We start from the raw sequence: 25,000 nt of genomic DNA, 5'->3' as shown, positions 1-25,000 counted from the left end.
GCCGGCGGGTCCGGGGTTACGCGGCGGGCGCGACCAGGCGGTAGCCGACGCCCCGCACGGTCTCGATCAGGGCGGGCATGCGCAGCTTGGAGCGCAGGGAGGCGACGTGCACCTCCAGGGTGCGGCCGGTCCCCTCCCAGTTGGTGCGCCAGACCTCGCTGATGATCTGCTCGCGGCGGAAGACCACGCCGGGCCGCTGGGCGAGCAGGGCGAGCAGGTCGAACTCCTTGCGGGTGAGGGCGACGGCGCCGCCGTCGACGCTGACCCGGCGGGTGGGCAGCTCGATGGTGACCTGTCCGAGGCGCAGGGTGCTGTCCTCGGCCGTTCCGGAGCCTTCCTCGCCGCCGGTGGTGCGCCGGCTGACCGCGTGGATGCGGGCGAGCAGCTCGCCGGTGTCGTAGGGCTTGACCACGTAGTCGTCGGCGCCGAGGTTGAGGCCGTGTATCCGGGACCGCACGTCGGCGCGCGCGGTCACCATGATCACGGGGGTGGCGGTGAGCTTCCGGATCCGTCCGCAGACCTGGTAGCCGTCCTGGTCGGGCAGGCCGAGGTCGAGCAGGATCACCCCGTACGAGGGGCGCTCGCCGTGGGCGGCGGGCAGGACCGCCTGGAGCGCCTCCTCGCCGTTGCGGGCGTGGGTGACCTGGAAGCCGTGCCGCGCGAGGATCGCGGAGAGCGCGGCGGCGACGTGGTCGTCGTCCTCGACGAGCAGCAGTCTCATGGCCCTCCTCCGTGATCTCTTCGGTCGTTTCCGGTCGCTTCGCGGTGCTCCTCGGGAGCTGATTCCGGGTGTCCCGGCGCCATGCGATGACTATCTGTGTACCAGGGCATGAACGCCGATGGCCACGGCCACAGTCAAGTTTCCCCCCGTTCATGGGGCGTTTCCGTTATGCACCCGGTACGCCACCGAGTGCCCCCCGCACGGAGAGTGTCCGCTTGCGACCGGATCGTTATGCTCAAACTTCGCTCAGATCTGATGACGGTCGTCACACCCGGTCTCTAGTGTCCTCCCCAACCGAGCAGGACGGAGCCAGAAGCCGATGAGCGGAGTGTCAGTGACCAAGGGTTCCCAGGACGCCGTACCGGCCGCGGACGACCTGGTCGTGCTGTCCGAGGTCAACAAGCACTTCGGCGCGCTGCACGTGCTGCAGGACATCGACCTGACCATCGCCCGCGGCGAGGTCGTGGTGGTCATCGGGCCTTCCGGGTCCGGCAAGTCCACGCTGTGCCGCACCATCAACCGTCTGGAGACGATCGACTCCGGCAGCATCGCCATCGACGGGAAGCCGCTGCCCCAGGAGGGCAGGGAGCTGGCGCGGCTGCGGGCCGATGTCGGCATGGTCTTCCAGTCGTTCAACCTCTTCGCGCACAAGACGGTGCTCGAGAACGTGATGCTGGGTCAGATCAAGGTCCGCAAGACGGAGAAGAAGGCCGCGGAGACCAAGGCCCGGGCCCTCCTCGACCGGGTCGGCGTGGGCGCGCAGGCGGACAAGTACCCGGCGCAGCTCTCCGGCGGCCAGCAGCAGCGCGTGGCGATCGCCCGCGCCCTCGCGATGGACCCGAAGGTCATCCTGTTCGACGAGCCGACCTCGGCGCTCGACCCGGAGATGATCAACGAGGTCCTGGAGGTCATGCAGCAGCTGGCCAGGGACGGCATGACGATGGTGGTCGTCACCCACGAGATGGGCTTCGCGCGCTCCGCCGCCAACCGCGTGGTCTTCATGGCCGACGGGAAGATCGTCGAACAGGCCACCCCCGAGGCGTTCTTCAGCAACCCGCGCAGCGACCGGGCGAAGGACTTCCTCTCGAAGATCCTTCACCACTGACGGCGCACGGCCGCAACTCCTTGGTCGCCCCCGGGCGACGTGCTGCACACTGACGATCAACTACCCACGACCTGAGGGATGTTCACGATGAAGCTCCGCAAGACCGCGGCCGTGGCCGTCGCCGTACTCGCGCTGACCGCGACCGCCTGTGGCGGCAAGGAGGGCTCGGCCGGCGACAAGCCCGCCACCAAGCCCGGCGACGCCGCCGCCCCCAAGCTCCCCACGTACGCCGTCGCGAGCGGTGTGGACCTGAACTCCCCGACCTTCAAGAAGGCCAAGGAGCGCGGCAAGCTGATCATCGGTTCCAAGGCCGACCAGCCGTACCTCGGCTTCGAGGACCAGGCGACCAAGGAGCGCTCCGGCTTCGACGTCGAGATCGCGAAGATGATCGCGGCCGAGCTCGGCTTCTCCCCCGACAAGATCGAGTGGAAGACCGTCAACTCCAAGCTGCGCGAGACGGCGATCTCCACGGGCCAGGTCGACTACTACGTCGGCACCTACACGATCAACGACAAGCGCAAGGCGCAGGTCGGCTTCGCGGGCCCGTACTACAAGGCCGGCGCCGACCTCCTGGTCCGCAAGGACGAGACCACGATCACCGGCCCGGAGAGCGTGAAGGGCAAGAAGGTCTGCTCGATCACCGGCTCGACCCCGCTCCAGGAGATCAAGAAGCCGCAGTACGGCGCGGAGACCGTCGAGCTCGGCAAGTACTCCGACTGCGTCCAGCAGCTGCTCACCAAGCAGGTCGACGCCGTCACCACCGACGACTCGATCCTCAAGGGCTACGCCGCCGCCAACAAGGGCAAGCTCAAGGTCATCGGCAAGCCGTTCACCGAGGAGCCCTACGGCATCGGCATGCCCAAGGACGACAAGGTCCTGCGCGACAAGGTGAACGACGTCCTGGAGAAGTTCGAGAAGGACGGCACCTACAAGAAGATCTACGAGGCCACCCTCGGCCTCTCCGGCTCCGCCTACACCGAGCCGCCGGCGGTCGTGCGCTACTGACCCGCCCGCGCGTGAGCGCCCCGTGCGCGCCGGACCCCCGGCGCGCCGCGGGGCGCCCCCGCCCCCTGCCCGTAAGCCCGCTGCCCTCCTGCCGCTGACTGCCGACGCGGAGTCCTCATGAACGTACTGCTCGACCATTTCCCGGAGTTCCGCGACGGATTCATAGGAACCGTGTCGATCACCGCCGTCAGCTCGGTCATCGCCCTGGTCCTCGGCATCGTCATCGCGGGCTTCCGGGTCTCCCCCGTCCCCCCGCTGCGCTTCTTCGGCACCGCCTGGGTGACGCTGCTGCGCAACACCCCGCTGACCCTGCTCTTCCTGGTCTTCTTCTTCGTCGTCCCGGAGATCCTCTTCCCGGGCATGAGCCCCTTCGTGCTCGCCTCGCTCGCGCTGGGCCTCTACACCTCCTCGTTCGTCTGCGAGGCCGTCCGCTCCGGCATCTCCACGGTGCCGCTGGGCCAGGCCGAGGCCGCCCGCTCGCTGGGCATGGGCTTCTCGCAGACGCTGCGGCTGATCGTGCTCCCGCAGGCCACCCGGACCGTGCTGCCCCCGATGAGCTCGATCTTCATCGCCCTGACCAAGAACTCCGCCATCGCCGGCGCCTTCAGCGTCACGGAACTCTTCGGCTGGCAGACGCTGATGAGCGAGCAGGGCTACGCGATCGCCCCGGTCTTCTTCTGGGTCGCCGTCGCCTACCTCGTCATCACCTTCGCCATCAGCGGTCTCTTCCGTCTCCTTGAGCGCACCATGGAGGTCGCCCGATGAGCGCCAGCGTTCTCTTCGACGCCCCCGGCCCCAAGGCCCGCGTCCGCAACCGGATCTACGCCGTCGTCGGCACCCTCGTGATCCTCGCGCTGCTCGCCGTGAGCGTGATCCGGCTGAGCGACAAGGGGCACCTCGCCCCCGAGATGTGGGACATCTTCAACTACTCGGGCATCCGGCAGAACATCGCCGACGCGCTGCTCGCCACCTTGAAGGCGTTCGGGCTCGCGGCCGTCGGCTCGCTCGTCCTCGGCGTGCTGCTCGCCGTCGCCCGGCTCTCCGACCACAAGCCGGTCCGCTGGGCGGCCACCGGCTTCATCGAGGTCTTCCGCTCGCTGCCGCTGCTGATCACCATCTACGCGGTCTGGGTCGCCTTCCTCACCGACTACTCGATGTGGGCGCTGGCGCTCGGCCTGTCCATCTACAACGGCTGCGTCCAGGCCGAGGTGCTGCGGGCCGGCGTCAACGCGGTGCCGCGCGGACAGCGCGAGGCGGCGTACGCGCTCGGCATGAGCAAGACCCAGGTGATGACCAGCGTCCTGCTGCCGCAGGCGGTCCGGGCGATGCTGCCGACGATCATCAGCCAGCTGGTGGTGACCCTCAAGGACACCTCGCTCGGCTACATGATCCTCTACCCCGAGCTGCTCTACTCGGCCCAGCTGATCGCCTCCAACACGCTGGTCAACGGGCAGTACCCGTACGTCTCCGTGATCGTGGTCTTCGGCATCATCTACATCGCCCTGTGTCTGGCGCTCTCCGCGCTCGCCACCTGGATCGAGAAGCGCGGCCGCCGGGCCAGGACCGGCATCACCGTCGCCCCCGCCGAGGCGCCGGGCGACGAGGCCGGCCGGGAGGCGGAGACGACCGCCGGTGGCACCACCGGGCCGGCCGACGGCCCTGCCGGCACGAAGAACTGACGGTATGTGACATCATCCGGGGGCAGTGGCGACCGCCGCTGCCCCTGTCACTTGACGCGCGCACCCGCAGTGGGTTGCATACGTTCTGTGATCAAGCTCCGGGCCCGCGCCACACTCCGCTGTGCTATCCGCACGACCGTACGGCCCTCAGGAGCCACGCCGTGGACCCGGTGATCATCGTGGGCGCGGGGCCCGTCGGCCTCGCGCTCTCCCTCGCCCTTGCCGCCCAGGACGTCCCCAGCGTCGTCCTCGACGAGAGCACGGGCAAGGAGGAGCCACGCCCCGCCCGCACCGTCGTGCTGCGCGCCGACATGGCCGCCCTGGTGGAGCGGCTCGGCTGCACCACCCTCCGTGACGAGGGGGTCCGCTGGGTCGGCTGGCGCTCCCTGCGACGCAAGCAGCAGACCCGGCACATCACCCTCGACCTGGGCCTTTCCGGGGACGCCGGGGCGGCGGACGGGACCGAGGGCCCGCCCGCGCCGCTGCACATCCCCCAGCACGCCCTCGCCCGCGGGCTGCGCGACGCGATCGCCCGCCAGAAGCTCGTCACCCTCGTCACCGACGCCCGCGTCGACACCATCGAGCAGGACGCGCACGGCGTCGGCGCGCACACCCGGGGGCCTGACGGCACCTGGTGGCGGGGCAGCCACCTGATCGGCTGCGACGGCGCCCGCTCGACCGTGCGCAAGCTGCTCGGGGTGCGCTTCGCCGGGCGCACCGCGGTGGAACGGCACGCGGTCGCCGCGCTGCGCACCGAACTCCCCTGGGCGGGCGAGGCCCTGTTGCACCGTCAGCCGCCGTGGCGGGGCGCCGGCGAGGAGATCACGGCCCGGCCGCTGCCCGACGGGGTGTGGCGGATCGACTGGCTGCTGCCGCCGCGCGGCGACCTGGTCACCCCGGACGCGCTCGTGACCCGCATCCGCGACACCCTGGCCGGCTGGTGCGAGGGCACCACCCCGGCGTACGACCTGATCGACACCGGCGTCCACACCGTGCACCACCGGCTCGCCCGGCGCTGGCGGATCGACCGGGTGTTCCTCGCCGGGGACGCGGCGCACCTGCTCGGCGCGGTCGGCACCCAGGGCTTCGACGAGGGGCTGCGGGACGTCGACAACCTGGCCTGGAAGCTGGCCCACAGCTGGCACCACCGGGACGCCTCGCCCACGCTGCTCGACAGCTACCAGAGCGAGCGTCGCGCGGCCGTCGCGGCGCGGCTGCGGGCGGCCGACCAGTCGCTGCCCGCGCTGCGCGGCGGCGGCGGGCTGCGCACCTACCTGCCGGGCGGCGGACGTGGTCACGACGCGCTGCTGACCGAGGGGCACCTGGGGCGCGGCCCGCTGGGCGCGCCGCCCGCCTATCCGCACTCCCCGCTGGCCGCGCCGGCGTCCGAGGGGCGCATCCCGGTGGGCACGCCCGACGGGGCGCCGGCGGAGGACGTGCGGGTGACGGCGCCCGACGGGACGACGGTGCGGCTGCGGGACCGGCTGGGGCAGGGGCGGCTGCTGGTCGTCCTCGTCGCCCCGGGGACCGGGGTGTGGGACCGGCGGCACTGGATGAGCGCCGGCGTGATGCCGCGGCTCGCCGAGGCGGTGGAGGCGCTGCCGGCCCCCGCGGAACTGCTGGTGACGGAGGGCTACCCCGGCGCCCCGGCCCACGCCGTCCTGCTGGTCCGCCCGGACGGGCACCTGGCCGCCGCCTTCGCCGGGGTCCGCCCCGAGGAACTGCACGCCGCGGCGGACGCCGTACGGGGTGGAAGCCCGGTTGTCGAGGGCGCGTCCACGGACAGCGACCGCACAGCGGACGTCAATTGACCCTCGCAGGCGCACATGGTGTACTCCGGAACGTGACCGACACCGATGTGCGCCTGTGGCGGAGGGTCCATATGGACCTGGTCCGCTACGCGGGCTGCATGTGTCGCCCGTCCTGCTGAATTCGCATCCCTCTTCCGCTTCTTCGCGCGCCCGCTCGGTCGTGCGCGCTTTCGCGAACCCTCAGGACGGTCCTTCGTGTCCCAGACACAGCACGCCCCCACGCCCGTTTCCGGCTCCCCCACCGCGGCCGATCTGCTGGACTTCGTCCGGCGCACGGCCGCCGACACCGAACTGATCGCCTCGCTGCCCCTCGACCCGGAGGGCCGCACCTGGATCCGGCTCGACGGGCCCGGCGGGAGCGAGGCCTGGCTCATCGGCTGGCCGCCCGGCACGGGGACCGGCTGGCACGACCACGCCGAGTCGCGGGGTGCCTTCGCCACCGCGCGGGGCGCCCTGAAGGAGAACGCGCTCGCGGTGCGGCTGCCGGCCGGCGGCTGGAAGAACCTGGAGCTGGCCGACGGGCTGGACCGCCGCCGCGAGCTCCCGGCCGGCGCGGGCCGCGCCTTCGGCCGCCACCACGTGCACGAGGTCCTCAACGAGTCCGGCACCGAGCACGCGATCTCGGTGCACGCCTACTATCCACCGCTCCCGCTGATCCGGCGCTTCAGCCGCTCGGGCGCGGTGCTCCGTCTCGAGCAGGTCGAGCGCCCGGAGGACTGGCAGTGAGCGGGGGAACGAGCGGCGGTGCGCACGGAGGGACGTCTGGCGGGGCGCCGAGCGGCGGGGCGCACGGAGTGACGTCTGACGGGGGATCGAGCGGCGGTGCGTCCGGCGCGGTGCCCGAAGGGGCACCCGGCGGGACGGTGAGCGGTCCGACCGGCGGGGCGGCCGGCGAGCGGGTCGGGATCGACGAGCTGCTCGCACGCGTACGGGCGGGGCTCGACCGTGTCGACGCGCGCACCGCCTACGAGGCGTACGAGGCGGGGGACGCGCTGCTGGTCGACACCCGCTACGCGGCGCTGCGCGAGCGGGACGGGCTGATCCCGGGCGCGCTGATCGTGGAGCGCAACGAGCTGGAGTGGCGGCTCGACCCTCTGGGCAGCCACCGTGCTCCCCAGGCGTACAGCCACGACCTGCGCGTCGTGGTCCTCTGCAACGAGGGCTACGCCTCGTCGCTGGCCGCCGCGTCGCTGCGGCAGCTGGGCCTGCACCGCGCGACGGACGTCATCGGCGGCTTCCAGGCATGGAAGGCGGCGGGCCTCCCGGTCCTGCTGCCGGCGACGGGAGCGCCCCGGAGCCGCTGAGGGCGGCCACGCGCGCGCCCTGGCCCGGCCTGCGGACGCGAAGGCGGGGCCCGGGGGGGCGGGACGGGGGGGCCCGGGGGCCTAGAACGTTTCCTCCAGGCCGTCGGTGTCCTCGCCCTCCCCCTCCAGCGCCTGCCGGACCACGCGCAGGGCCATGCCCTCCGGGTAGCCCTTGCGGGCGAGCATCCCGGCGAGGCGGCGCAGCCGCCGGTCGCGCTCCAGGCCGCGGGTGGCGCGCAGCTTGCGGTCGACGAGCTCGCGGGCCCGGGTCTCCTCCTGGTCGGAGTCGAGCCGGTCGACGGCCTCCTGGATGAGGGAGGCGTCGACGCCCTTGGTCCGCAGCTCGCGGGCGAGGGCCCGGCGGGCGAGGCCCCGGCCGTGGTGCCGGGAGTCGACCCAGGCACCGGCGAACGCGGCGTCGTCGATGAGCCCCACGTCCTCGAAGCGGGAGAGGACCTCCTCGGCCACCTCGTCGGGGATCTCCCGCTTGCGCAACGCGTCGGCGAGCTGCTTGCGGGTGCGGGGGGTCCCGGTGAGCAGGCGCAGGCAGATCGCCCGCGCCCGCTCAGCCGGATCCTGGGACGACAGCTCCTTCTCGGCCCTCGACGAGGCGGGGCTGTCGTCCGGCCATTCGGTGCGGCCGGTCACCGGTTCAGCTCTTGGCCGTGGTGGCCTTGGTCACCTTGGTGGCCTTGGCCGGTGCCGGGACGGCCTTGGCCGCGTCGGCGTCCGCCGTGCCCGCCTCCGCCGAACCGCTCGCGGCGTCCGCACCCGGCTCGGCCGAGGGCTCCTCGGGCCGCACGCCGACGCCCAGCTTCTCCTTGATCTTCTTCTCGATCTCGTTGGCGAGGTCGGGGTTGTCCTTCAGGAAGTTACGGGCGTTCTCCTTGCCCTGGCCCAGCTGGTCGCCCTCGTACGTGTACCAGGCGCCGGCCTTGCGGACGAAGCCGTGCTCCACGCCCATGTCGATCAGGCCGCCCTCGCGGCTGATGCCCTGGCCGTAGAGGATGTCGAACTCGGCCTGCTTGAAGGGGGGCGCGACCTTGTTCTTGACGACCTTGACGCGGGTGCGGTTGCCCACCGCGTCCGTGCCGTCCTTGAGGGTCTCGATGCGGCGGATGTCGAGCCGCACGGAGGCGTAGAACTTCAGGGCGCGGCCACCGGTCGTGGTCTCCGGCGAGCCGAACATCACGCCGATCTTCTCGCGGAGCTGGTTGATGAAGATCGCGGTGGTCTTGGACTGGTTGAGCGCGCTGGTGATCTTCCGCAGGGCCTGGCTCATCAGTCGGGCCTGCAGACCGACGTGCGAGTCGCCCATCTCGCCCTCGATCTCCGCGCGCGGGACGAGCGCGGCGACGGAGTCGATGACGATCAGGTCGAGGGCGCCGGAGCGGACCAGCATGTCGACGATCTCGAGGGCCTGCTCGCCGTTGTCCGGCTGGGACAGGATGAGGTTGTCGATGTCGACGCCCAGCTTGCGGGCGTACTCGGGGTCGAGGGCGTGCTCGGCGTCCACGAACGCGACCTGGCCGCCGGCCTTCTGCGCGTTGGCGACGGCGTGCAGGGTCAGGGTCGTCTTGCCGGAGGACTCCGGTCCGTAGACCTCGACGACACGGCCGCGCGGCAGGCCACCGACGCCGAGCGCGACGTCCAGGGCGGTCGATCCGGTCGGGATGACCTCGATCGGCTCCCTCGAGCGGTCGCCCATGCGCATCACGGCACCCTTGCCGAATTGCCGTTCAATCTGTGCGAGCGCGGCGTCGAGCGCCTTCTCGCGGTCGGTTCCTGCCATGGGTTCCACCCGGTTTGCTTGAGTCGATCGCTTCATGTGAAAGACGCTAACCCCTGCCACTGACAATGGGCCCCGGCGTCCCTTCCGGCCTGTGGATAACCCGGCGAAAACCCCGTGATTCCAAGGCCCTGCTTCTCATGAGAATGGATGTTCGATTTTCGTGTCAAGCGCACCACGCCGGTGCGCCGCGCGCTCCGGAAGCCCGTCCTCCGGCCTCGGCCGCGCCGCTACCGCCGCCCCTGCTCCGCCTGCTCCTTCTTGTGGTGGAGAGCCTTCTGCAGGCGGGCGACGACGGCCTCGCCGTAGCGCCGGTGGCCGTGGACCCGGGGGTCGTCGGTCACGTCGTACCGCTTCACGTACGCGCCGAGGAAGGCCTGGAGGGTGGCGACGGCGGGGATGGCGATCAGGGCGCCGACCGCGCCGAGCAGCGCGGTGCCCGCGATGACCGAGCCGAAGGCCACCGCCGGGTGGATGTCCACCGTCTTGGAGGTCAGCTTCGGCTGGAGCATGTAGTTCTCGAACTGCTGGTAGACCACGACGAAGATCAGCACCCACAGCGCGTACCAGGGGTCGACGGTGAACGCGATCAGCATCGGCAGCGCGCCCGCCAGGTACGTGCCGATGGTCGGGATGAACTGCGAGACCAGGCCGACCCAGACGGCGAGGGCCGGCGCGTAGGGCACGCCCAGGATCTCGAAGAGCACGAAGTGCGCCACGCCGGAGATCAGCGCCATCAGGCCGCGCGAGTAGAGGTAGCCGCCCGTCTTGTCGACGGCGATCTCCCAGGCCCGCAGCACCTCGGTCTGGCGGGCCGGGGGCAGCACCGAGCACAGCGCGCGGCGCAGCCGGGGCCCGTCCGCCGCGAAGTAGAACGAGAACAGGAAGATCGTCAGCAGCTTGAACAGGCCGCCGAGCAGGGTGGTGGAGACGTCCAGGACTCCGGAGGCGCTGTTCTGGACGTACTTCTGCAGCCAGTCGGAGCGCAGCACGCTGTCCTGGACCTCGACCCGGGACAGCTCGGTGTGGAAGTGCTGGTTGGTCCAGTTGATCAGGGAGTCGAGGTACTTCGGGAAGTTCTCGACCATGTCGACGATCTGGCCGGCGAGCATCGAGCCGAGCAGCACCACGAAGCCGACCCCGACGACGAGGACGCCGAAGAACACGATGAAGGTGGCGAGTCCCCTGCGCATGCCCCGGGCCGCCATGCGCCCCACCGCCGGCTCGATGGCGAGCGCCAGGAAGAAGGCGAGCAGGATGTTGACGAGCAGCCCGATGAGCTGGTGGAAGGCCCAGCTGCCGAGCTGGAAGCAGGCGTAGAGGGCGAGGGCGAGCACCAGGGCACGGGGAAGCCAGCGCGGCATTCTCGCGGCGGGAGCCGGGGCGGCCGCGGGGACCTCCTCGCCGCCGGGGGCGGGCACCACGGCGGTGCCCGCCGCCGCGGGGCTCAGTCCCTCGGGCCGGCCGGCCGCGACCGCGGCGCCGACCGGGGCCGGCTGCCCGGCCACCGTCGTCCCACGGAGGGCGCCCGCCTGGGCAGGGCTGTCGTGCGTGCCGGGGGCGCCGGAGGTTCCGGCGGGGTCGTCACGGGTCTCGTCGTTCGCGTCGTCGGTGGCCACCCCGCCAGTCTCGCGCACTGTCCGGACATTCCGGCCAGCGCCCGTCACATCATCGTTTCTCGGCCGGTACGCCGACGGCGGAGCACACCGCCCGCCACACGTCCTTGGCCTCCCAGCCGGCGTCCAGCGCCTGGTGCACCGTTCGTCCGCCGAGCTCGGCCATCACATGGTCCTTGGCGAAGCTCTCGGCATAGCCCGCACCGAAGTGGTCGGCCATCCGCTCCCAGAAAATCGTCAACCGCATGAGCCCAGTATCGCGCTCTCAAGGGTGCAGCCCGGGCCGAAGACCTTGTCAGAAGCGGTTTGCCCCCTACCGTCGGAACATGGCCGGAATCCCCCCAGAGAACGCCTCCCCCCTCGCTCGGGCCGAGCACTTCGTCTGGCTGACCGCCCGCGTGCTGGAACAGCGCCGGTTCGCCTACCACTTCCTGCGCGGCGGCCCCGACCCGGTCGAGGCCGCGCTCGCCGCCCACCTCAACGAGGACGGTGGCTACGGCCACGCCCTCGAACCCGACCTGCGCGGTCCGGTCAGCCAGCCGCTGCACACCGCGCACGCCCTCCGGGTGCTCGACTCGATCGGCCGCTGCGGCGGACTGCGCGTCGAGCGGATCTGCCGCTATCTGACGGAGGTGTCGACGCACGAGGGCGCGCTGCCCGCGATCCACCCCTCGCAACGCGGCTACCCGGCGGCCCCGTTCGTGCCCGTCGTCGACGACCCGCCCGCCGCCCTGCTCTCCACCGGGCCCGTGGTCGGGCTGCTGCACCGCAACCAGGTCTGGCACGCCTGGCTGTTCCGGGCCACCGAGTTCTGCTGGGCCGCCGTCGAGTCCCTGGAGAAGTCGCACCCGTACGAGGTCCAGGCGGCCGTCGCCTTCCTCGACGGGGTCCCGGACCGCTCCCGGGCGCAGGCGGCGAGCGACCGGCTGGGGCGCCTGGTGCGCGAGCAGCGGCTCGCGGTGCTCGACCCGGACCGGCCGGAGGACTTCCCGGTGGCGGACGGGTACGCGCCGGGCGAGCACCACTATCCGCACGACTACGCGCGGGTGCCGGACTCGCTGGCCCGCCGCTGGTTCACGGACGAGGAGATGTCCCGCTCCCTGGACCGGCTCGCGGCGCGCCAGGAGGAGGACGGCGGCTGGCCGATCGACTGGCGGGAGTGGGCGCCGGGCTCCGCCCTGGAGTGGCGCCCGATCGTGACCGTGGAGGCACTACGGACCTTGCGGGCGCACGGCCGCGCGATCTGACCGCCCGCGACCCGAACGGGACGCGGCCCGGCCCGGCGTACCGGAGACGCCGTCGGTCGCAGGGGTGCCGGTGGCGCATCAGGGGCCCGTAATCCGGCGGCACGCGCACGCGTGCCGCCGGATTACGTCGCGGACGCCGGGGTTCAGCCGCCCAGCGCGCGTACCCCGGCCGTGACGAGCACCGCCGCGCCGACGACCACCAGGAAGGGGGCGCGCAGGACCAGGGCGAGCGCCGCCGCCGCGAGGCCCGCGGCCCGGGCGTCGACCGTGAGGGCGCCCTGGCTGCTGAAGGTCTGCTGGGCGGTGAGCGCCGCGAGCAGGGCGACCGGCACGAGGGCCGAGAGGCGCTGGACGAGGGGGCGTTCCAGGGTGTCGGCCGGCACGAGCAGGCCGAGCAGTTTGACCAGGTAGCACCCGGCCGCGGTCAGGGCGATGGCGATCCAGACGGTCATCGGAGCTCCTCCTCGCGGTCGCGGCGGCCCTGGAACCAGAGCACGGCGGGTGCGGCCAGCGCGGCGGCCAGGACCGGGACGCCGGCCGGCAGGACCGGCATGAGTCCGAGGCCGAGCAGGACGGCGAGGCCCGCGGTGGCGCGTTCGGTGGCCGACTTCAGCATGGGGGCGAGCAGCGCGAGGAAGACCGCGGGCCCGGCCGCGTCCAGGCCCCACGCGGCGGTGTCGCCGATGGCCTCCGCACCGAGCGCGCCGAGCAGCGTGGTGAGGTTCCACAGCACGTACAGGGTCAGTCCGGTGACGGTGAAGCCGATCCGCGCGGCCCGCCGGTCCGGCTGGGCGAGGGAGACGGCCGTGGTCTCGTCGATGACCCACTGCGCGGCGAACGGCCGGACGACCCGCCGCAGCGCGAGCAGCTGGCTGAGCCTGAGGCCGTAGAAGGCGTTGCGGGTGCCGAGGAAGAACGCCCCGGCGGCGGCCGTGAACGGGTTCCCGCCCGCGGCGAGCGCGCCGACCAGGGCGAACTGGGAGGCGCCGGTGAAGACCAGCAGGCTGAGCGCGCAGGTCTGGAGCAGGCTCAGGCCCGATCCGGCCGAGGTCACGCCGAAGGCGAAGCCGGAGAGGCCGACGGCGATCCCCACCCCCAGCGCGTCGCGGACGACGGCCGCGTCGCTCTTGGGGGGTGCCGGCTCGTCGCGTATGTCGGGGGGTGCTGTCTGTTCTGCCACGTCAGAGACGGTACGGGCGGGGTCCGGGGCACGTCTTGTACGTTCTTGCGCGCACCGCGCGGGCGCGGGGCGGGCAGGAGCCGGGGTGGGACGCCCTCCTCCCGGCCGTCTCCCTGCCGACGCCCTACCGGTCCCGTGCCCCCGTCCCCGTCCCCCGCGCGCGCTGGTACGCGCCCGGGGGCACGCCCACGCTCCGGGTGAAGTGCCGGTTGAGGTGGGGCTGGTCCGTGAAGCCGACGGCGACGGCGGCCTGGGCCGGGGGCGTCCCGGCGTCCAGGAGGCGCCGGGCGCGCCGGACCCTGGCGTCGGTCAGCCAGGTGTGCGGCGGCATGCCGTAGGCGCCTCGGAAGGCCCTGAGCAGCGCGAAGGGGCTGGTGCCGAGCTCGGCGGCGAGCTGTTCCAGCGTCGGCGGATCGGCCATCCGCTCCTCCAGGACGGCCCGCGCGAGGGCCGCGTCCCGCGCGCCGGCGGCGCGGGGGGCCAGGGGGTGGACGCGACCGCCGTGGCTGCGCAGCATCCGTGCCGTGACCAGCCGCAGCAGGCTGTCGGCAGCGAGCGCGTTGCCCTCCTCGGCGGCCCGGTGCACCCCGACGACCAGCCGGGCCGCCTGCGGATCGTCGATGACGGGCGCCGCGAAGCCGACCGGGCCCCGGACGGCGAGGGTGTCGGCCGCGATGGCGCGAACCAGCTCGGCGTCGGGGTAGATCGTGCGGTACGTCCACCCCTCGGGCACGCCCGCGTGCCCGGTGTGCGGGGTGTCGGGGTTGACCAGGGCGATCTGGCCGGGACCCGCCCGGACGAGGTCGCTGCCGTAGTGGAAGGCCTCGACGCCCTCGGTGATCGCGGCGAAGACGAAGCTCTCGTGGGTGTGCCGGGAGAACTCCTTGCGGACGTAGTGGGCGTGCAGCAGGTCCACCCCGGTGAGCCCGGCCGGGCTCCAGTACCGGGCGCGCTCGCCACGGGCGACCCGCTCGCCCGGAGCCCCGTGCTCCCGGGCCGCGCGCCCGAGCCCCGTGTCACCGCTCGCCATGCCCTCCATTCTGCGCCACCTCGCGACCCGGTCACGAACCGGTTTCCCCAGGTCCGGGCGGTTGTCAGTGGCGGGGTGCACGATGGGTGGCATGGTCAGGTCCGCGCTCGACTCGTTCTCCCCCGCGACCCGCAGCTGGTTCACCGGGGCCTTCACCGCGCCCACGGCGGCGCAGGAAGGCGCCTGGCGGGCCATCGGCGCGGGCTCGGACGTGCTCGTCGTGGCCCCGACCGGTTCCGGCAAGACGCTCGCCGCCTTCCTCGCCTCGCTCGACCGGCTGGCCGCCACGCCCCCGCCGGCCGACGCCAAGAAGCGCTGCCGCGTGCTGTACGTGTCCCCGCTGAAGGCGCTCGCCGTCGACGTCGAGCGCAATCTCCGCTCGCCGCTGACCGGCATCCGCCAGGAGTCGGTGCGGCTGGGGCTGCCCGAGCCGGACGTGAAGGTGGGCATCCGCTCCGGTGACACCCCGCCCGCCGAGCGGCGGGCGCTGGCGACCCGGCCGCCGGACATCCTGATCACCACCCCCGAGTCGCTGTTCCTGATGCTGACCTCGGCCACCCGTGACGCGCTCGCGGGCATCGAGACGGTCATCCTGGACGAGGTGCACGCGGTCGCGGGGACCAAGCGCGGCGCGCATCTGGCGCTCTCCCTGGAGCGGCTGGACGAGCTGCTGCCCCGGCCGGCCCGCCGGATCGGCCTGTCGGCGACGGTCCGGCCGGTGGAGGAGGTGGCGCGCTATCTCTCGCCGCAGCGGCGGGTGGAGATCGTCCAGCCACCGTCCGGCAAGAAGTTCGACCTGTCCGTGGTCGTGCCCGTCGAGGACATGGGCGAGCTGGGCGGCTCCCCCGCCTCCGACGCCTCCGGCGGGGCGGGCGGCGGCGACCGGCCGTCGATCTGGCCGCAGGTGGAGGAGCGGATCGCCGACCTGGTGCAGGCGCACCGCTCGACGATCGTCTTCGCCAACTCCCGCCGCCTGGCCGAGCGCCTGTGCAACCGGCTGAACGAGATCGCCTACGAGCGGGCCACCGGCGAGGCCCTGCCCGAGGGGAGGCCGCCCGCCGAGATCATGGCCCAGTCGGGGGCGGCGCAGGGCGCCCCGCCGCTGCTGGCCCGGGCGCACCACGGCTCCGTCTCCAAGGAGCAGCGGGCCCTGGTCGAGGAGGACCTGAAGGCGGGCCGGCTGCCCGCCGTGGTGGCCACGTCCAGCCTGGAGCTGGGCATCGACATGGGCGCGGTGGACCTGGTGGTCCAGGTGGAGTCGCCGCCCTCGGTGGCCTCCGGGCTCCAGCGCGTGGGCCGCGCGGGGCACCAGGTGGGGGCGGTGTCCACGGGAGTGGTCTTCCCGAAGTACCGGGGCGACCTGGTGCAGTCGGCCGTGGTGACCGAGCGGATGCGCAGCGGCTCCATCGAGTCGCTGCGGGTCCCGGCCAACCCCTTGGACGTGCTGGCCCAGCAGCTGGTGGCGACGGTCGCGCTGGACAGCTGGCAGGTGGACGACCTGCTGGCGCTGGTCCGCCGGGCGGCGCCGTTCGCCTCGCTGCCGGAGTCGGCGTTCACGGCGGTCCTGGACATGCTGGCCGGCCGCTACCCCTCGGACGCCTTCGCGGAGCTGCGCCCGCGCGTGGTGTGGGACCGGGTCGCGGGCACGGTCACGGGCCGCCCGGGCGCCCAGCGGCTCGCCGTCACCTCCGGCGGCACGATCCCCGACCGGGGCCTGTTCGGGGTGTTCCTGGCGGGCGCCGACCCCAAGAAGGGCGGCGGCCGGGTCGGGGAGCTCGACGAGGAGATGGTGTACGAGTCGCGGGTCGGCGACGTGTTCACGCTGGGCACGACGTCCTGGCGGATCGAGGACATCACCCGCGACCGGGTCCTGGTGTCGCCCGCGCCGGGCGTGCCGGGCCGGCTGCCGTTCTGGAAGGGCGACCAGCTGGGCCGGCCGCTGGAGCTGGGCCGCGCGGTGGGCGCCTTCCTGCGCGAGGTGGGCTCCCTGCGGCCGGACGACGCGCGCCCGCGCCTGGTCGCGGCCGGTCTCGACGCGTGGGCGGCGGACAACGTCCTCGCGTACCTCGCCGAGCAGCGCGAGGCCTGCGGCCATGTGCCGGACGACCGGACGATCCTGGTGGAGCGTTTCCGGGACGAGCTCGGCGACTGGCGAGTCGTCATCCACTCCCCCTTCGGGGCGCAGGTGCACGCCCCGTGGGCGCTGGCCCTCGGGGCCCGGCTCGCCGAGCGGTACGGGATGGACGCCCAGGTGATGCACGCCGACGACGGCATCGTGCTGCGCCTGCCGGACGCCGACCTGATGGGCCTGGACCTGCTCGACGGCGACCCGGGCGGCCCGGACGGCCCCGTGGACCCGGGCCGGTTCGGCGACACGGCCTTCGACAGCGAGCGGGCGCCGGTCGGCGCGGCGGACGCCGTCTTCGACAAGGGCGAGATCGGGCAGATCGTCACCGACCAGGTGGGCGGCTCGGCCCTGTTCGCCTCCCGGTTCCGCGAGTGCGCGGCGCGCGCCCTGCTGCTGCCCAAGCGCAACCCGGGCAAGCGCACCCCGCTGTGGCAGCAGCGCCAGCGGGCGGCGCAGCTCCTCCAGGTGGCGAGCGAGTTCGGTTCGTTCCCGATCGTCCTGGAGGCGGTCCGCGAGTGCCTCCAGGACGTCTTCGACGTGCCGGGCCTGACCGAGCTGATGGGGGACATCGAGGCCCGGCGGGTGCGCCTGGTCGAGGTCACCACCCCGGAGCCGTCCCCGTTCGCCCGCTCGCTGCTCTTCGGCTACGTCGCCCAGTTCCTGTACGAGGGCGACTCGCCGCTCGCCGAGCGGCGGGCGGCCGCCCTGTCGTTGGACTCCCGGCTGCTCGCCGAGCTCCTCGGGCAGGCGGAGCTGCGGGAGCTGCTCGACGCCGACGTGCTCACGGAGCTGGAGCGGGAGCTCCAGTGGCTGACCGAGGACCGGCGGATCAAGGACGTGGAGGGCGTCGCCGACCTGCTGCGGGTGCTGGGCCCGCTGACCGACGCGGAGCTGGCCGAGCGGGGCGCCCAGGCCGACTGGGCGGCGGAGCTGGGCCGGGCCCGCCGCGCGATCCGGGTCCGGATCGCCGGGGCCGAGCACTGGGCGGCGATCGAGGACGCGGGCAGACTGCGGGACGCGCTCGGCACGGCCCTGCCGGTCGGCGTTCCCGAGGCGTTCACCGAGCCGGTGAAGGACCCGCTGGGCGACCTGCTGGCCCGCCACGCCCGTACCCACGGCCCGTTCACCTCCTCGCAGGCGGCCGGGCGGTTCGGCCTGGGCACGGCGGTCACCGACGGCGCCCTCCAGCGGCTCGCGGCGGCCGGACGGGTCGTGCAGGGCGAGTTCCATCCCTCCGGCATCGGGCAGGAGTGGTGCGACGCCGCCGTGCTGCGGCGACTGCGCCGCCGCTCGCTCGCGGCCCTGCGCCACGAGCTGGAGCCGGTCGCCCCGGCCGCCCTCGCGACGTTCCTGCCCCAGTGGCAGCACCTCGGGAGCAACAGCCTGCGCGGGATCGACGGCCTGGCCCGCGCGATCGAGCAGCTCCAGGGCGCGCCGGTGCCGGCCTCCGCCCTGGAGAAGCTGATCCTGCCGTCCCGGGTGCGGGACTACTCCCCGGCGCTGCTCGACGAGCTCACGACGACCGGCGAGGTCGTCTGGGCGGGCGCGGGGGCACTGCCCGGCAAGGACGGCTGGATCTCGCTGTACCTGGCGGACGCGGCGCCGCTGCTCCTGCCGCCGCCGCACCCGCTGGAGCCGACCGCGCTCCACGAGTCCGTCCTGACCGTCCTCTCCGGCGGGTACGGGCTGTTCTTCCGCCAGATCGCCGACCAGGTGCGGGCGACCACCCACCCGGACGCGACGGATCCGCAGCTGGCGGACGCCCTGTGGGACCTGGCCTGGTCGGGTCGGCTCACCAACGACACCCTGGCGCCGCTGCGCGCCCTCCTCGGCTCGGGCCGCACGGCCGGTTCGACGGCGCACCGCGCCCGGCGCACGGTGCCGCGCGGCCGGTACGGGACGCTCACGGCGGCCGCCCGGCCCGCCTCCCGCACGGGCCCGCCGACCGTGAGCGGCCGCTGGTCGCTGCTGCCGCCGCCGGAGCCGGAGCCGACCCACCGGGCGCACGCCCTGGCCCGCACCCTCCTGGACCGGCACGGGGTCGTCACCCGGGGCGCGGTGGCGGCCGAGGGCGTCGAGGGCGGCTTCTCGGCGACGTACCGGATCCTGTCCGCGTTCGAGGACAGCGGGCAGGCCCGCCGCGGCTATGTGGTGGAGGGTCTGGGCGCGGCCCAGTTCGCCATGGACGGCGCCGTCGACCGGCTCCGCGCGGCGGCCAACGCCCGGGACCGGGGCGTCGAGGAGGGCGCGGGACCCCGCGCGGTGGTCCTGGCGGCGGCCGACCCGGCGAACGCGTACGGGGCGGCCCTGCCCTGGCCCGAGCCGCCGACGGGCGCCGGTCACAAGCCGGGCCGCAAGGCGGGCGCGATGGTCGTCCTGGTCGACGGCGAGCTGGCGCTCTACGTGGAACGGGGCGGCAAGACCCTGCTGTCCTGGCCGACGGACCCGGACTCCCCGGCGCTGCGGGCCGCGGCGGAGGCGCTCGCGGCGGCGGCCACGGCGGGCTCGCTCGGCACGGTGACGGTCGAGCGGATCAACGGCGCCACCGCCCTGACCTCCCCGCTGGCCCGCCCCCTGGAGACCGCGGGCTTCCACGCCACCCCCAGGGGCCTACGCCTGCGCGCCTGACCGGACGGGGCCTCACGGGAACACGCCCCGGCCCGGAACAGCCGCCACCCGGCCACCACCCTCCCGTCCGGCCGGCACCCGGCCGCCGCCCAGCCACCACCCTCCCGTCCGGCCGCCGCCCTCCCGTCCGGCCACCACCACGCCGGCCACACCCTCCCCACCCGTCCCCCAACCCCCACAGAGGCCGCCACCAGCGCCTCCACAAGCGCCTCCACCCGCCCACCCGGGGCATCATGGCCCCATGCCCGAAGGAGACACCGTCTGGTTCGTCGCCCACCGGCTGGACACGGCACTCGCCGGGCGGGTGCTCACGCGGTCGGACCTGCGCGTGCCCCGGTTCGCGACCGCCGACCTGACCGGACGGCGGGTCCTCGACGTCACGCCGCGCGGCAAGCATCTGCTCACCCGGATCGAGGGCGGGCTCACCCTCCACTCCCATCTGCGGATGGACGGGGCCTGGCGGGTGTACGCCACCGGGGAGCGCCCGCACGGCGGCCCCGAGCACCAGATCCGGGCGATCCTGGGGAACGCGGAGTTCACGGCGTACGGCTACCGCCTCCCGGTCCTGGAGCTGCTCCGTACCGCCGACGAGGAGCGGGTCGTGGGCCATCTCGGCCCGGACCTGCTCGGCCCCGACTGGGATCCGGGGGAGGCCGTGCGGCGCCTGGGCGCGGACCCGGCGCGCCCGCTCGGCGAGGCGCTGCTGGACCAGCGGAACCTCGCCGGGATCGGCAATGTCTACAAGTCGGAGCTGGCCTTCCTCGCCGGGGTCACGCCCTGGCTTCCGGTCGGCGACCTGGCGCCCGGGGTCCCGGACCGCCTGGTGGCCACCGCCCACCGGCTCCTGGCGGCGAACAAGGACCGCCCCGACCGCCGGACGACCACGACCCGCCGCCCCACCGAGCGGCTGTACGTCTACGGCCGCGAGGGCCGCGCCTGCCTGCGCTGCGGCGCCCCGGTCCACAAGACGGAGCTCGGCGACCGCGTGACGTACTGGTGCCCGGGCTGCCAGAAGGGCCCACGACACGAGCCATGACCGGCCGGCCGGCCACAACGGCACCCCCTCCCCGCCCCATCCCCCACTCCCTCCCCGACAGAACCCCACCCACCAATCGACGAACCGGACGAACCAATTGACGGACCGTCAGATCCAGTCGTACCGTCCGGACATGGTCCTCACCGCGTACGACCTCACCGGCCGCACGGCCTTCGTCACCGGAGCGGCGAGCGGCATCGGCCGCGCGACCGCGGAGCTCCTCGCCGAGGCGGGGGCGGCCGTGCACTGCGCGGACCGCGACGAGCGCGGTCTGAAGGAGACGGCCGACCGGATCGGGCGGCGGGGCGGCACCGCGCACGTCCACGTCCTGGACGTCACCGACCGCGCCGCCCTCGGCGCCGCGGTGCGGGCGGCGGGCCCGCTCCACGTGATGGCGGCGGTCGCCGGGATCATGCACACGAGCACCGTCCTGGAGACCCGCGAGGAGGACCTCGACCGGGTGCTCGCGGTGAACTTCAAGGGAGTGCTGCACGCCTGCCAGGAAGCGGCCGGCGCGATGATCGAGCACGGCGTCCCCGGCTCCATCGTGACCATGGCCTCCGGCGCGATGGACACCGCGAGCCCGGGGCTGCTCTGCTACAGCGTCGCCAAGGCGGCCGTGGTGCAGCTGACGAAGACGCTGGCCGCCGAGGTCGGCCGGCACGGCATCCGGGTCAACGCGGTCGCGCCGGGGTGGATCCGCACGCCGATGACGGACCGCCACGAGCCGGCCGCCCAGGAGCAGGCCGAGGCGATGATGGTCCGGGTCTCCCCGCTGGGCCGGGTCGGCGAGCCCGAGGAGATCGCGCACGCGGTGCTGCACCTCGCCAGTGACGCCTCCTCGTTCACGACGGGCCAGATCCTCCGCCCCAACGGCGGCGTCGCGATGCCCTGGTGACATCCCGCGCGGAACCCCGCACCACGCTCGCGCCGCCCGTCGCGGAAGACGCCGCGCGTCGCCGTGAAGAGGCGGCCACGTGCACCGGCAGCAGGCTGAGCCCCCAGCCGCCCGCGGCCACCGCCCCCTCGACCGGGCCCGTCTCCCCCGGCACCAGCAGCAGGCGCACCACCGCCCACCACCAGAGCCCGCCGGCCACCAGTCCGACCGCGACCAGCATGAGCGTCACCAGCGGAACCCGTCGCCGTACCATGGCCGCCTCCTCCGGTCGACGCTAGTGCGGCAGGATCACCCGGCGGGAGGGCGCACCGGAGGCAGACCGGGCGCACGGAACGCGTGGAGAGCGCCGTATCGCGGGGGCGCAGGCCATGGGGGCTCCTACCTGTCGTACGTCCCCCCCGCCGTGCCCCCACCATGGCACGCACTCGGGGCACCCGGCATCTCCAGCCCAATCTTCAGCCCAATCTCCAGCCCACATGAAGAGAGCCCCGCCCGGCACCCTTCGCAGGGGCCGGGCGGGGCTCGATCGCACTTCGCCGAAGTGGTTCGGTTCAGGCGGCGACGACGTTCACCGCTTCTGTGGGTGCCTTGATGGTCACCCGCTCGGTGGACACACCGGCCACCGAGACCGAATTGAGCATCGGACGGACCGGTGCCGGCACCGGTTCGCTCGCGGCTGCCGACTCGGCCAGTTCGGCCAGCGACAGCTCGTCGCTCACTTCACGCATGAGCTCGGACATCCGTACGTCCAGCGCGTCGCAGATCGCGGAGAGCAGCTCGGAGGAAGCCTCCTTCTGCCCCCGCTCCACCTCGGAGAGATAGCCGAGTGAGACTCGGGCGGACGAGGAGACTTCGCGCAGAGTACGGCCCTGGCGCTGGCGCTGCCGACGCAGCACGTCACCCAACAGGCGACGGAGCAGAATCATCGGTGGCTCCCTCCTCGGACCGCGTAGCCGCATCCTTCACGCCCCACCGTACCGCCTCGCGCCGCGGCCGTGCGGGGAGCGATGTCGTGTTCACTCATGGCTGCAAACATCAATCTCCCCCGTTCTGTTCCGTATCCTGTGCCCGCGCATTCTCCGGGTGTTCTCCGTCGAGCAGCTCTCGGAGCAATTCGAGCACGCTCCGCACGCTCTCTCTACGGATTTCCGCCCGGTCGCCGTTCAATCGCAGCGAGGCCACCTTCCCCGCCCCGCAGCGCTCCCCCGCGGGCCCGGCGACGGCCACGTAGACCGTCCCCACGGGCTGTCCGTCCTGCGGATCGGGTCCCGCCACGCCGGTCGTCGCGATGCCCCAGTCGGCGCCCAGACGCGTCCGCACACCGGCCGCCATCTGCAGCGCGACCTCCGGGTCGACCGCCCCGCGCTCCGCCAGGAGCGTCCGGTCGACCCCGAGCAGCTGCTCCTTGAGCGGCGTCGCGTACGCCGTGACGGAGCCGCGGAAGGACCGCGAGGCCCCGGGGACCCCGGTCAGCTCCGCGGCCACCAGACCGCCCGTGAGGGACTCCGCGGCGGCCAGCGTGTGGCCTCGTTCCGCGAGCAGCTCCAGCACCCGGGCGGCTTCGTTCATCGTCCGTCCGCCTCCGCGGCGGCCTCGGCGCGCTCCGCCTCGAGCCCCCTGCGGCGCAGGACGACGGCCTGCCGTACGTAGTCCAGACCGGTGACGACCGTCAGCACGACGGCCACCGCCATCACCCAGAAGCGCAAGGTGGCGAGTGGACCGGTGAGCATCAGGACGTACATGCCGACCGCCGTGCCCTGCGCGAGGGTCTTCATCTTGCCGCCGCGGCTGGCCGGGATGACCCCGTGCCGGATCACCCAGAACCGCATCAGGGTGATCCCCAGCTCACGGGCGAGGATGACGCCGGTCACCCACCACGGCAGGTCGCCGAGGTACGACAGGGAGATCAGTCCGGCCGCCATGATCGCCTTGTCGGCGATCGGGTCGGCGATCTTCCCGAAGTCGGTGACCAGGTTGTACGTCCGCGCCAGATGCCCGTCGAAGACGTCGGTGATCATGGCGACGGCGAACGCCGCCCACGCCCAGGCGCGCCAGGCGGGGTCGTGCCCGCCGTCCTGGAAGAGCAGCACCACGAAGCCGGGCACGAGGACGAGCCGGACCATGGTGAGGATGTTCGCGATGTTCCACAGGCTGGCCTGGTTGACGGCCGCAGTGCCCAGCTTGCCGCGCGGCGCCGGCCTACCGGTCCCGCCCGTCGCGGATGCCGGGACTCCGGTCATCTGCCCGCCTCCTCGGCTCCGGGGAACTGGGGGTCGCCCAGCAGGTCGCAGCACTCGGCCACCAGGTCGACGCCCTCGGTGTCGACGACCTTGGCCCTGACCATACGGCCCGGGGCCAGGTCCAGGCCCTCGGCCGAGTCCGCCGGGAGGAGCACCTGGCCGTCGGTCTCGGGCGCCTGGTGCGCGGCGCGGCCGATCCAGCCGTCCGCCTCCTCGTCGAAGGACTCGACCAGTACTTCCAGGGTCTCGCCGATCCGCTCCTCCGCGCGCTGGGCGGTGAGCTCCTCGGCGAGCCGGGACAGGTGCGCGAGGCGCGCGTCGACCACGTCCTGGTCCAGCTTGTGCTCGTACGTGGCGGCCTCGGTGCCGTCCTCGTCGGAGTAGCCGAAGACGCCGATGGCGTCGAGGCGGGCGTGCGTGACGAAGCGTTCCAGCTCGGCGAAGTCCGCCTCGGTCTCGCCGGGGAAGCCGACGATGAAGTTGGAGCGGGCGCCGGCGGTCGGGGCCTTGGAGCGGATGGTCTCCAGGAGCTCCAGGAAGCGGTCGGTGTCGCCGAAGCGGCGCATCGCCCGCAGCACGTCGGGCGCGCTGTGCTGGAAGGACAGGTCGAAGTACGGGACGACCTTCTCGGTCGAGGTGAGCACGTCGATCAGGCCGGGGCGCATCTCGGCGGGCTGCAGGTAGCTGACCCGGACCCGCTCGATGCCGTCGACGGCGGCCAGCTCGGGCAGCAGGCTCTCCAGGAGCCGGATGTCTCCGAGGTCCTTGCCGTACGAGGTGTTGTTCTCCGAGACCAGCATGACCTCCTTCACACCCTGCTCGGCGAGCCAGCGCGTCTCGTTCAGCACGTCCGAGGGACGGCGCGAGACGAAGGAGCCGCGGAAGGACGGGATGGCGCAGAAGGAGCAGCGCCGGTCGCAGCCGGAGGCCAGCTTCACGGAGGCGACCGGGCTGGTGTCCAGGCGGCGCCGGAGCGGGGCGCGCGGCCCGGAGGCGGGCGCCAGGCCGTCGGGGAGGTCGGTCGGCACGTTCTCCGGGGCGGCGGGCGCCTCGGGGGCCGCAGGGGCCTCCACGGCCCCGTGGCCGGGCAGTGCGACCGAGGCGGCGGCCTGCTGGCGCTCCACCGGGGACAGCGGCAGCAGGCTGCGCCGGTCACGCGGGGTGTGCGCCTCGACACTGCCACCGCTGAGGATGGTCTGGAGGCGGTTGGAGATGTCGGCGTAGTCGTCGAAGCCGAGCACGCCGTCGGCCTCGGGGAGCGCGTCGGCGAGTTCCTTGCCGTAGCGCTCGGCCATACAGCCGACGGCGACGACGGCCTGGGTGCGGCCGTGGTCCTTCAGATCATTGGCTTCGAGGAGGGCGTCGACGGAGTCCTTCTTGGCGGCTTCGACGAACCCACAGGTGTTGACGACGGCGACGTCTGCGTCCTCGGCGGACTCGACGAGCTCCCAGCCGTCCGCTGCCAAGCGGCCTGCGAGCTCCTCCGAGTCCACCTCGTTACGGGCGCAGCCGAGAGTGACAAGGGCGACGGTACGGCGTTCGGGCATGGACTCAAGACTACTTCGTCCCGGCCGTTACTCCGT

Annotated in this window: 25 protein-coding genes; 12 read left to right on the top strand and 13 right to left on the bottom strand. The window is 73.3% G+C overall.

Annotated elements, in window-relative coordinates; translation table 11 throughout:
- Positions 1-16: 16 nt before the first annotated feature.
- Positions 17-721 (bottom strand): response regulator transcription factor, encoded by a 705-nt coding sequence (locus AB0Q96_RS18775; protein ID WP_365326751.1) that lies wholly within the window; start codon positions 719-721, stop codon positions 17-19.
- A 319-nt stretch (positions 722-1,040) separates the two neighbouring features.
- Between AB0Q96_RS18775 and AB0Q96_RS18770 the strand changes: the two genes are divergently transcribed.
- The 8 genes from AB0Q96_RS18770 (at position 1,041) to AB0Q96_RS18735 (ending at position 7,625) form a co-directional block, all read left to right on the top strand.
- Complete coding sequence (locus AB0Q96_RS18770; protein WP_365326750.1) at positions 1,041-1,826, top strand: amino acid ABC transporter ATP-binding protein; 786 nt, start codon at positions 1,041-1,043, stop codon at positions 1,824-1,826.
- A gap of 87 nt (positions 1,827-1,913) precedes the next feature.
- The gene (locus AB0Q96_RS18765; RefSeq protein WP_365326748.1) at positions 1,914-2,831 is read left to right on the top strand and encodes a glutamate ABC transporter substrate-binding protein; all 918 of its coding nucleotides are present in this window, start codon (positions 1,914-1,916) and stop codon (positions 2,829-2,831) included.
- A gap of 117 nt (positions 2,832-2,948) precedes the next feature.
- Positions 2,949-3,596: an amino acid ABC transporter permease gene (locus AB0Q96_RS18760; RefSeq protein WP_365326746.1), complete on the top strand. Its 648-nt coding sequence runs from the start codon at positions 2,949-2,951 to the stop codon at positions 3,594-3,596.
- Complete coding sequence (locus AB0Q96_RS18755) at positions 3,593-4,510, top strand: amino acid ABC transporter permease (RefSeq protein ID WP_365326744.1); 918 nt, start codon at positions 3,593-3,595, stop codon at positions 4,508-4,510. Before AB0Q96_RS18760 ends, AB0Q96_RS18755 begins: the two co-directional genes overlap by 4 nt.
- A 161-nt stretch (positions 4,511-4,671) precedes the next feature.
- Positions 4,672-6,321, top strand: a complete 1,650-nt coding sequence (locus AB0Q96_RS18750) for an FAD-dependent monooxygenase (RefSeq protein ID WP_365326742.1) — start codon at positions 4,672-4,674, stop codon at positions 6,319-6,321.
- 32 nt (positions 6,322-6,353) lie between these two features.
- Entirely contained in the window at positions 6,354-6,440 is an 87-nt protein-coding gene (locus AB0Q96_RS18745) for a putative leader peptide (RefSeq protein WP_358477332.1), read from the top strand.
- 76 nt (positions 6,441-6,516) lie between these two features.
- Positions 6,517-7,047, top strand: a complete 531-nt coding sequence (locus tag AB0Q96_RS18740) for a cysteine dioxygenase (RefSeq protein ID WP_365326740.1) — start codon at positions 6,517-6,519, stop codon at positions 7,045-7,047.
- A 137-nt stretch (positions 7,048-7,184) separates the two neighbouring features.
- Complete coding sequence (locus AB0Q96_RS18735; protein WP_365326738.1) at positions 7,185-7,625, top strand: rhodanese-like domain-containing protein; 441 nt, start codon at positions 7,185-7,187, stop codon at positions 7,623-7,625.
- A gap of 81 nt (positions 7,626-7,706) precedes the next feature.
- On the opposite strand, the gene recX is transcribed toward AB0Q96_RS18735, so the two are convergent.
- The 4 genes from recX to AB0Q96_RS18715 form a co-directional block, all read right to left on the bottom strand.
- Positions 7,707-8,273, bottom strand: a complete 567-nt coding sequence (gene recX, locus AB0Q96_RS18730; protein WP_365326736.1) for a recombination regulator RecX — start codon at positions 8,271-8,273, stop codon at positions 7,707-7,709.
- Between the two features lie 4 nt (positions 8,274-8,277).
- A complete protein-coding gene (gene recA, locus AB0Q96_RS18725; RefSeq protein WP_365326734.1) occupies positions 8,278-9,417 on the bottom strand; it encodes a recombinase RecA in 1,140 nt (379 codons plus the stop codon).
- 227 nt (positions 9,418-9,644) lie between these two features.
- A complete protein-coding gene (locus AB0Q96_RS18720) occupies positions 9,645-10,838 on the bottom strand; it encodes an AI-2E family transporter (RefSeq protein ID WP_365327184.1) in 1,194 nt (397 codons plus the stop codon).
- A gap of 244 nt (positions 10,839-11,082) precedes the next feature.
- A complete protein-coding gene (locus tag AB0Q96_RS18715) occupies positions 11,083-11,277 on the bottom strand; it encodes a DUF3046 domain-containing protein (protein ID WP_365326732.1) in 195 nt (64 codons plus the stop codon).
- Between the two features lie 79 nt (positions 11,278-11,356).
- On the opposite strand from AB0Q96_RS18715, the gene AB0Q96_RS18710 reads away from it, so the two are divergent.
- Positions 11,357-12,277, top strand: coding sequence for a hypothetical protein (locus AB0Q96_RS18710; RefSeq protein WP_365326730.1), 921 nt, complete (start codon positions 11,357-11,359; stop codon positions 12,275-12,277).
- A 143-nt stretch (positions 12,278-12,420) separates the two neighbouring features.
- Here the strand turns inward: AB0Q96_RS18710 and AB0Q96_RS18705 are convergent, their stop codons facing one another.
- The 3 genes from AB0Q96_RS18705 to AB0Q96_RS18695 all read right to left on the bottom strand — a co-directional run bounded on the left by AB0Q96_RS18705 (position 12,421) and on the right by AB0Q96_RS18695 (position 14,487).
- A complete protein-coding gene (locus tag AB0Q96_RS18705) occupies positions 12,421-12,729 on the bottom strand; it encodes an AzlD domain-containing protein (RefSeq protein WP_365326728.1) in 309 nt (102 codons plus the stop codon).
- Positions 12,726-13,457 (bottom strand): AzlC family ABC transporter permease, encoded by a 732-nt coding sequence (locus AB0Q96_RS18700; protein ID WP_365326726.1) that lies wholly within the window; start codon positions 13,455-13,457, stop codon positions 12,726-12,728. The genes AB0Q96_RS18705 and AB0Q96_RS18700 overlap by 4 nt, the downstream gene beginning before the upstream one ends.
- Positions 13,458-13,581: 124 nt before the next feature.
- Positions 13,582-14,487, bottom strand: a complete 906-nt coding sequence (locus AB0Q96_RS18695) for an AraC family transcriptional regulator (protein WP_365326724.1) — start codon at positions 14,485-14,487, stop codon at positions 13,582-13,584.
- Positions 14,488-14,578: 91 nt separating this feature from the next.
- Between AB0Q96_RS18695 and AB0Q96_RS18690 the strand changes: the two genes are divergently transcribed.
- The 3 genes from AB0Q96_RS18690 (at position 14,579) to AB0Q96_RS18680 (ending at position 21,177) form a co-directional block, all read left to right on the top strand.
- Positions 14,579-19,243, top strand: coding sequence for a DEAD/DEAH box helicase (locus AB0Q96_RS18690; RefSeq protein WP_365326722.1), 4,665 nt, complete (start codon positions 14,579-14,581; stop codon positions 19,241-19,243).
- Between the two features lie 241 nt (positions 19,244-19,484).
- Positions 19,485-20,279, top strand: coding sequence for a DNA-formamidopyrimidine glycosylase family protein (locus AB0Q96_RS18685; protein ID WP_365326720.1), 795 nt, complete (start codon positions 19,485-19,487; stop codon positions 20,277-20,279).
- 133 nt (positions 20,280-20,412) lie between these two features.
- Positions 20,413-21,177, top strand: coding sequence for an SDR family NAD(P)-dependent oxidoreductase (locus AB0Q96_RS18680; protein ID WP_365326718.1), 765 nt, complete (start codon positions 20,413-20,415; stop codon positions 21,175-21,177).
- Here the strand turns inward: AB0Q96_RS18680 and AB0Q96_RS18675 are convergent.
- The 5 genes from AB0Q96_RS18675 to rimO form a co-directional block, all read right to left on the bottom strand.
- Positions 21,125-21,430 carry a hypothetical protein gene (locus AB0Q96_RS18675; protein WP_365326716.1) on the bottom strand — a complete coding sequence of 102 codons (306 nt, stop codon included), beginning with the start codon at positions 21,428-21,430 and terminating at the stop codon, positions 21,125-21,127. The genes AB0Q96_RS18680 and AB0Q96_RS18675 overlap by 53 nt on opposite strands.
- A gap of 298 nt (positions 21,431-21,728) precedes the next feature.
- Positions 21,729-22,103, bottom strand: a complete 375-nt coding sequence (locus AB0Q96_RS18670; protein WP_329424792.1) for a helix-turn-helix transcriptional regulator — start codon at positions 22,101-22,103, stop codon at positions 21,729-21,731.
- A gap of 109 nt (positions 22,104-22,212) precedes the next feature.
- On the bottom strand, positions 22,213-22,746 hold the full coding sequence (locus AB0Q96_RS18665; RefSeq protein WP_365326714.1) for a CinA family protein: 534 nt from the start codon (positions 22,744-22,746) through the stop codon (positions 22,213-22,215).
- A complete protein-coding gene (gene pgsA / locus AB0Q96_RS18660) occupies positions 22,743-23,417 on the bottom strand; it encodes a CDP-diacylglycerol--glycerol-3-phosphate 3-phosphatidyltransferase (RefSeq protein ID WP_365326713.1) in 675 nt (224 codons plus the stop codon). The genes AB0Q96_RS18665 and pgsA overlap by 4 nt, the downstream gene beginning before the upstream one ends.
- Entirely contained in the window at positions 23,414-24,964 is a 1,551-nt protein-coding gene (gene rimO / locus AB0Q96_RS18655) for a 30S ribosomal protein S12 methylthiotransferase RimO (RefSeq protein WP_365326712.1), read from the bottom strand. Before rimO ends, pgsA begins: the two co-directional genes overlap by 4 nt.
- Between the last annotated feature and the right edge of the window lie 36 nt (positions 24,965-25,000).

The sequence above is a fragment of the Streptomyces sp. NPDC093111 genome (assembly GCF_040683955.1).
Classification (GTDB): Bacteria; Actinomycetota; Actinomycetes; order Streptomycetales; family Streptomycetaceae; genus Streptomyces.
The sequence above is the reverse complement of the archived record's forward strand: the minus strand, read 5'-3'. Positions and strand labels throughout refer to the sequence as shown.

Excerpts from the sequence above, each read along its gene's own strand:
- AB0Q96_RS18775 (WP_365326751.1), bottom strand. The coding sequence starts at position 721 with ATGAGACTGCTGCTCGTCGAGGACGACGACCACGTCGCCGCCGCGCTC.
- AB0Q96_RS18770 (WP_365326750.1), top strand. The coding sequence starts at position 1,041 with ATGAGCGGAGTGTCAGTGACCAAGGGTTCCCAGGACGCCGTACCGGCC.
- AB0Q96_RS18765 (WP_365326748.1), top strand. The coding sequence starts at position 1,914 with ATGAAGCTCCGCAAGACCGCGGCCGTGGCCGTCGCCGTACTCGCGCTG.
- AB0Q96_RS18760 (WP_365326746.1), top strand. The coding sequence starts at position 2,949 with ATGAACGTACTGCTCGACCATTTCCCGGAGTTCCGCGACGGATTCATA.
- AB0Q96_RS18755 (WP_365326744.1), top strand. The coding sequence starts at position 3,593 with ATGAGCGCCAGCGTTCTCTTCGACGCCCCCGGCCCCAAGGCCCGCGTC.
- recA (WP_365326734.1), bottom strand. The coding sequence starts at position 9,417 with ATGGCAGGAACCGACCGCGAGAAGGCGCTCGACGCCGCGCTCGCACAG.
- AB0Q96_RS18715 (WP_365326732.1), bottom strand. The coding sequence starts at position 11,277 with ATGCGGTTGACGATTTTCTGGGAGCGGATGGCCGACCACTTCGGTGCG.
- AB0Q96_RS18710 (WP_365326730.1), top strand. The coding sequence starts at position 11,357 with ATGGCCGGAATCCCCCCAGAGAACGCCTCCCCCCTCGCTCGGGCCGAG.
- AB0Q96_RS18705 (WP_365326728.1), bottom strand. The coding sequence starts at position 12,729 with ATGACCGTCTGGATCGCCATCGCCCTGACCGCGGCCGGGTGCTACCTG.
- AB0Q96_RS18695 (WP_365326724.1), bottom strand. The coding sequence starts at position 14,487 with ATGGCGAGCGGTGACACGGGGCTCGGGCGCGCGGCCCGGGAGCACGGG.
- AB0Q96_RS18690 (WP_365326722.1), top strand. The coding sequence starts at position 14,579 with ATGGTCAGGTCCGCGCTCGACTCGTTCTCCCCCGCGACCCGCAGCTGG.
- AB0Q96_RS18685 (WP_365326720.1), top strand. The coding sequence starts at position 19,485 with ATGCCCGAAGGAGACACCGTCTGGTTCGTCGCCCACCGGCTGGACACG.
- AB0Q96_RS18680 (WP_365326718.1), top strand. The coding sequence starts at position 20,413 with ATGGTCCTCACCGCGTACGACCTCACCGGCCGCACGGCCTTCGTCACC.
- AB0Q96_RS18675 (WP_365326716.1), bottom strand. The coding sequence starts at position 21,430 with ATGGTACGGCGACGGGTTCCGCTGGTGACGCTCATGCTGGTCGCGGTC.
- AB0Q96_RS18670 (WP_329424792.1), bottom strand. The coding sequence starts at position 22,103 with ATGATTCTGCTCCGTCGCCTGTTGGGTGACGTGCTGCGTCGGCAGCGC.
- AB0Q96_RS18665 (WP_365326714.1), bottom strand. The coding sequence starts at position 22,746 with ATGAACGAAGCCGCCCGGGTGCTGGAGCTGCTCGCGGAACGAGGCCAC.
- pgsA (WP_365326713.1), bottom strand. The coding sequence starts at position 23,417 with ATGACCGGAGTCCCGGCATCCGCGACGGGCGGGACCGGTAGGCCGGCG.
- rimO (WP_365326712.1), bottom strand. The coding sequence starts at position 24,964 with ATGCCCGAACGCCGTACCGTCGCCCTTGTCACTCTCGGCTGCGCCCGT.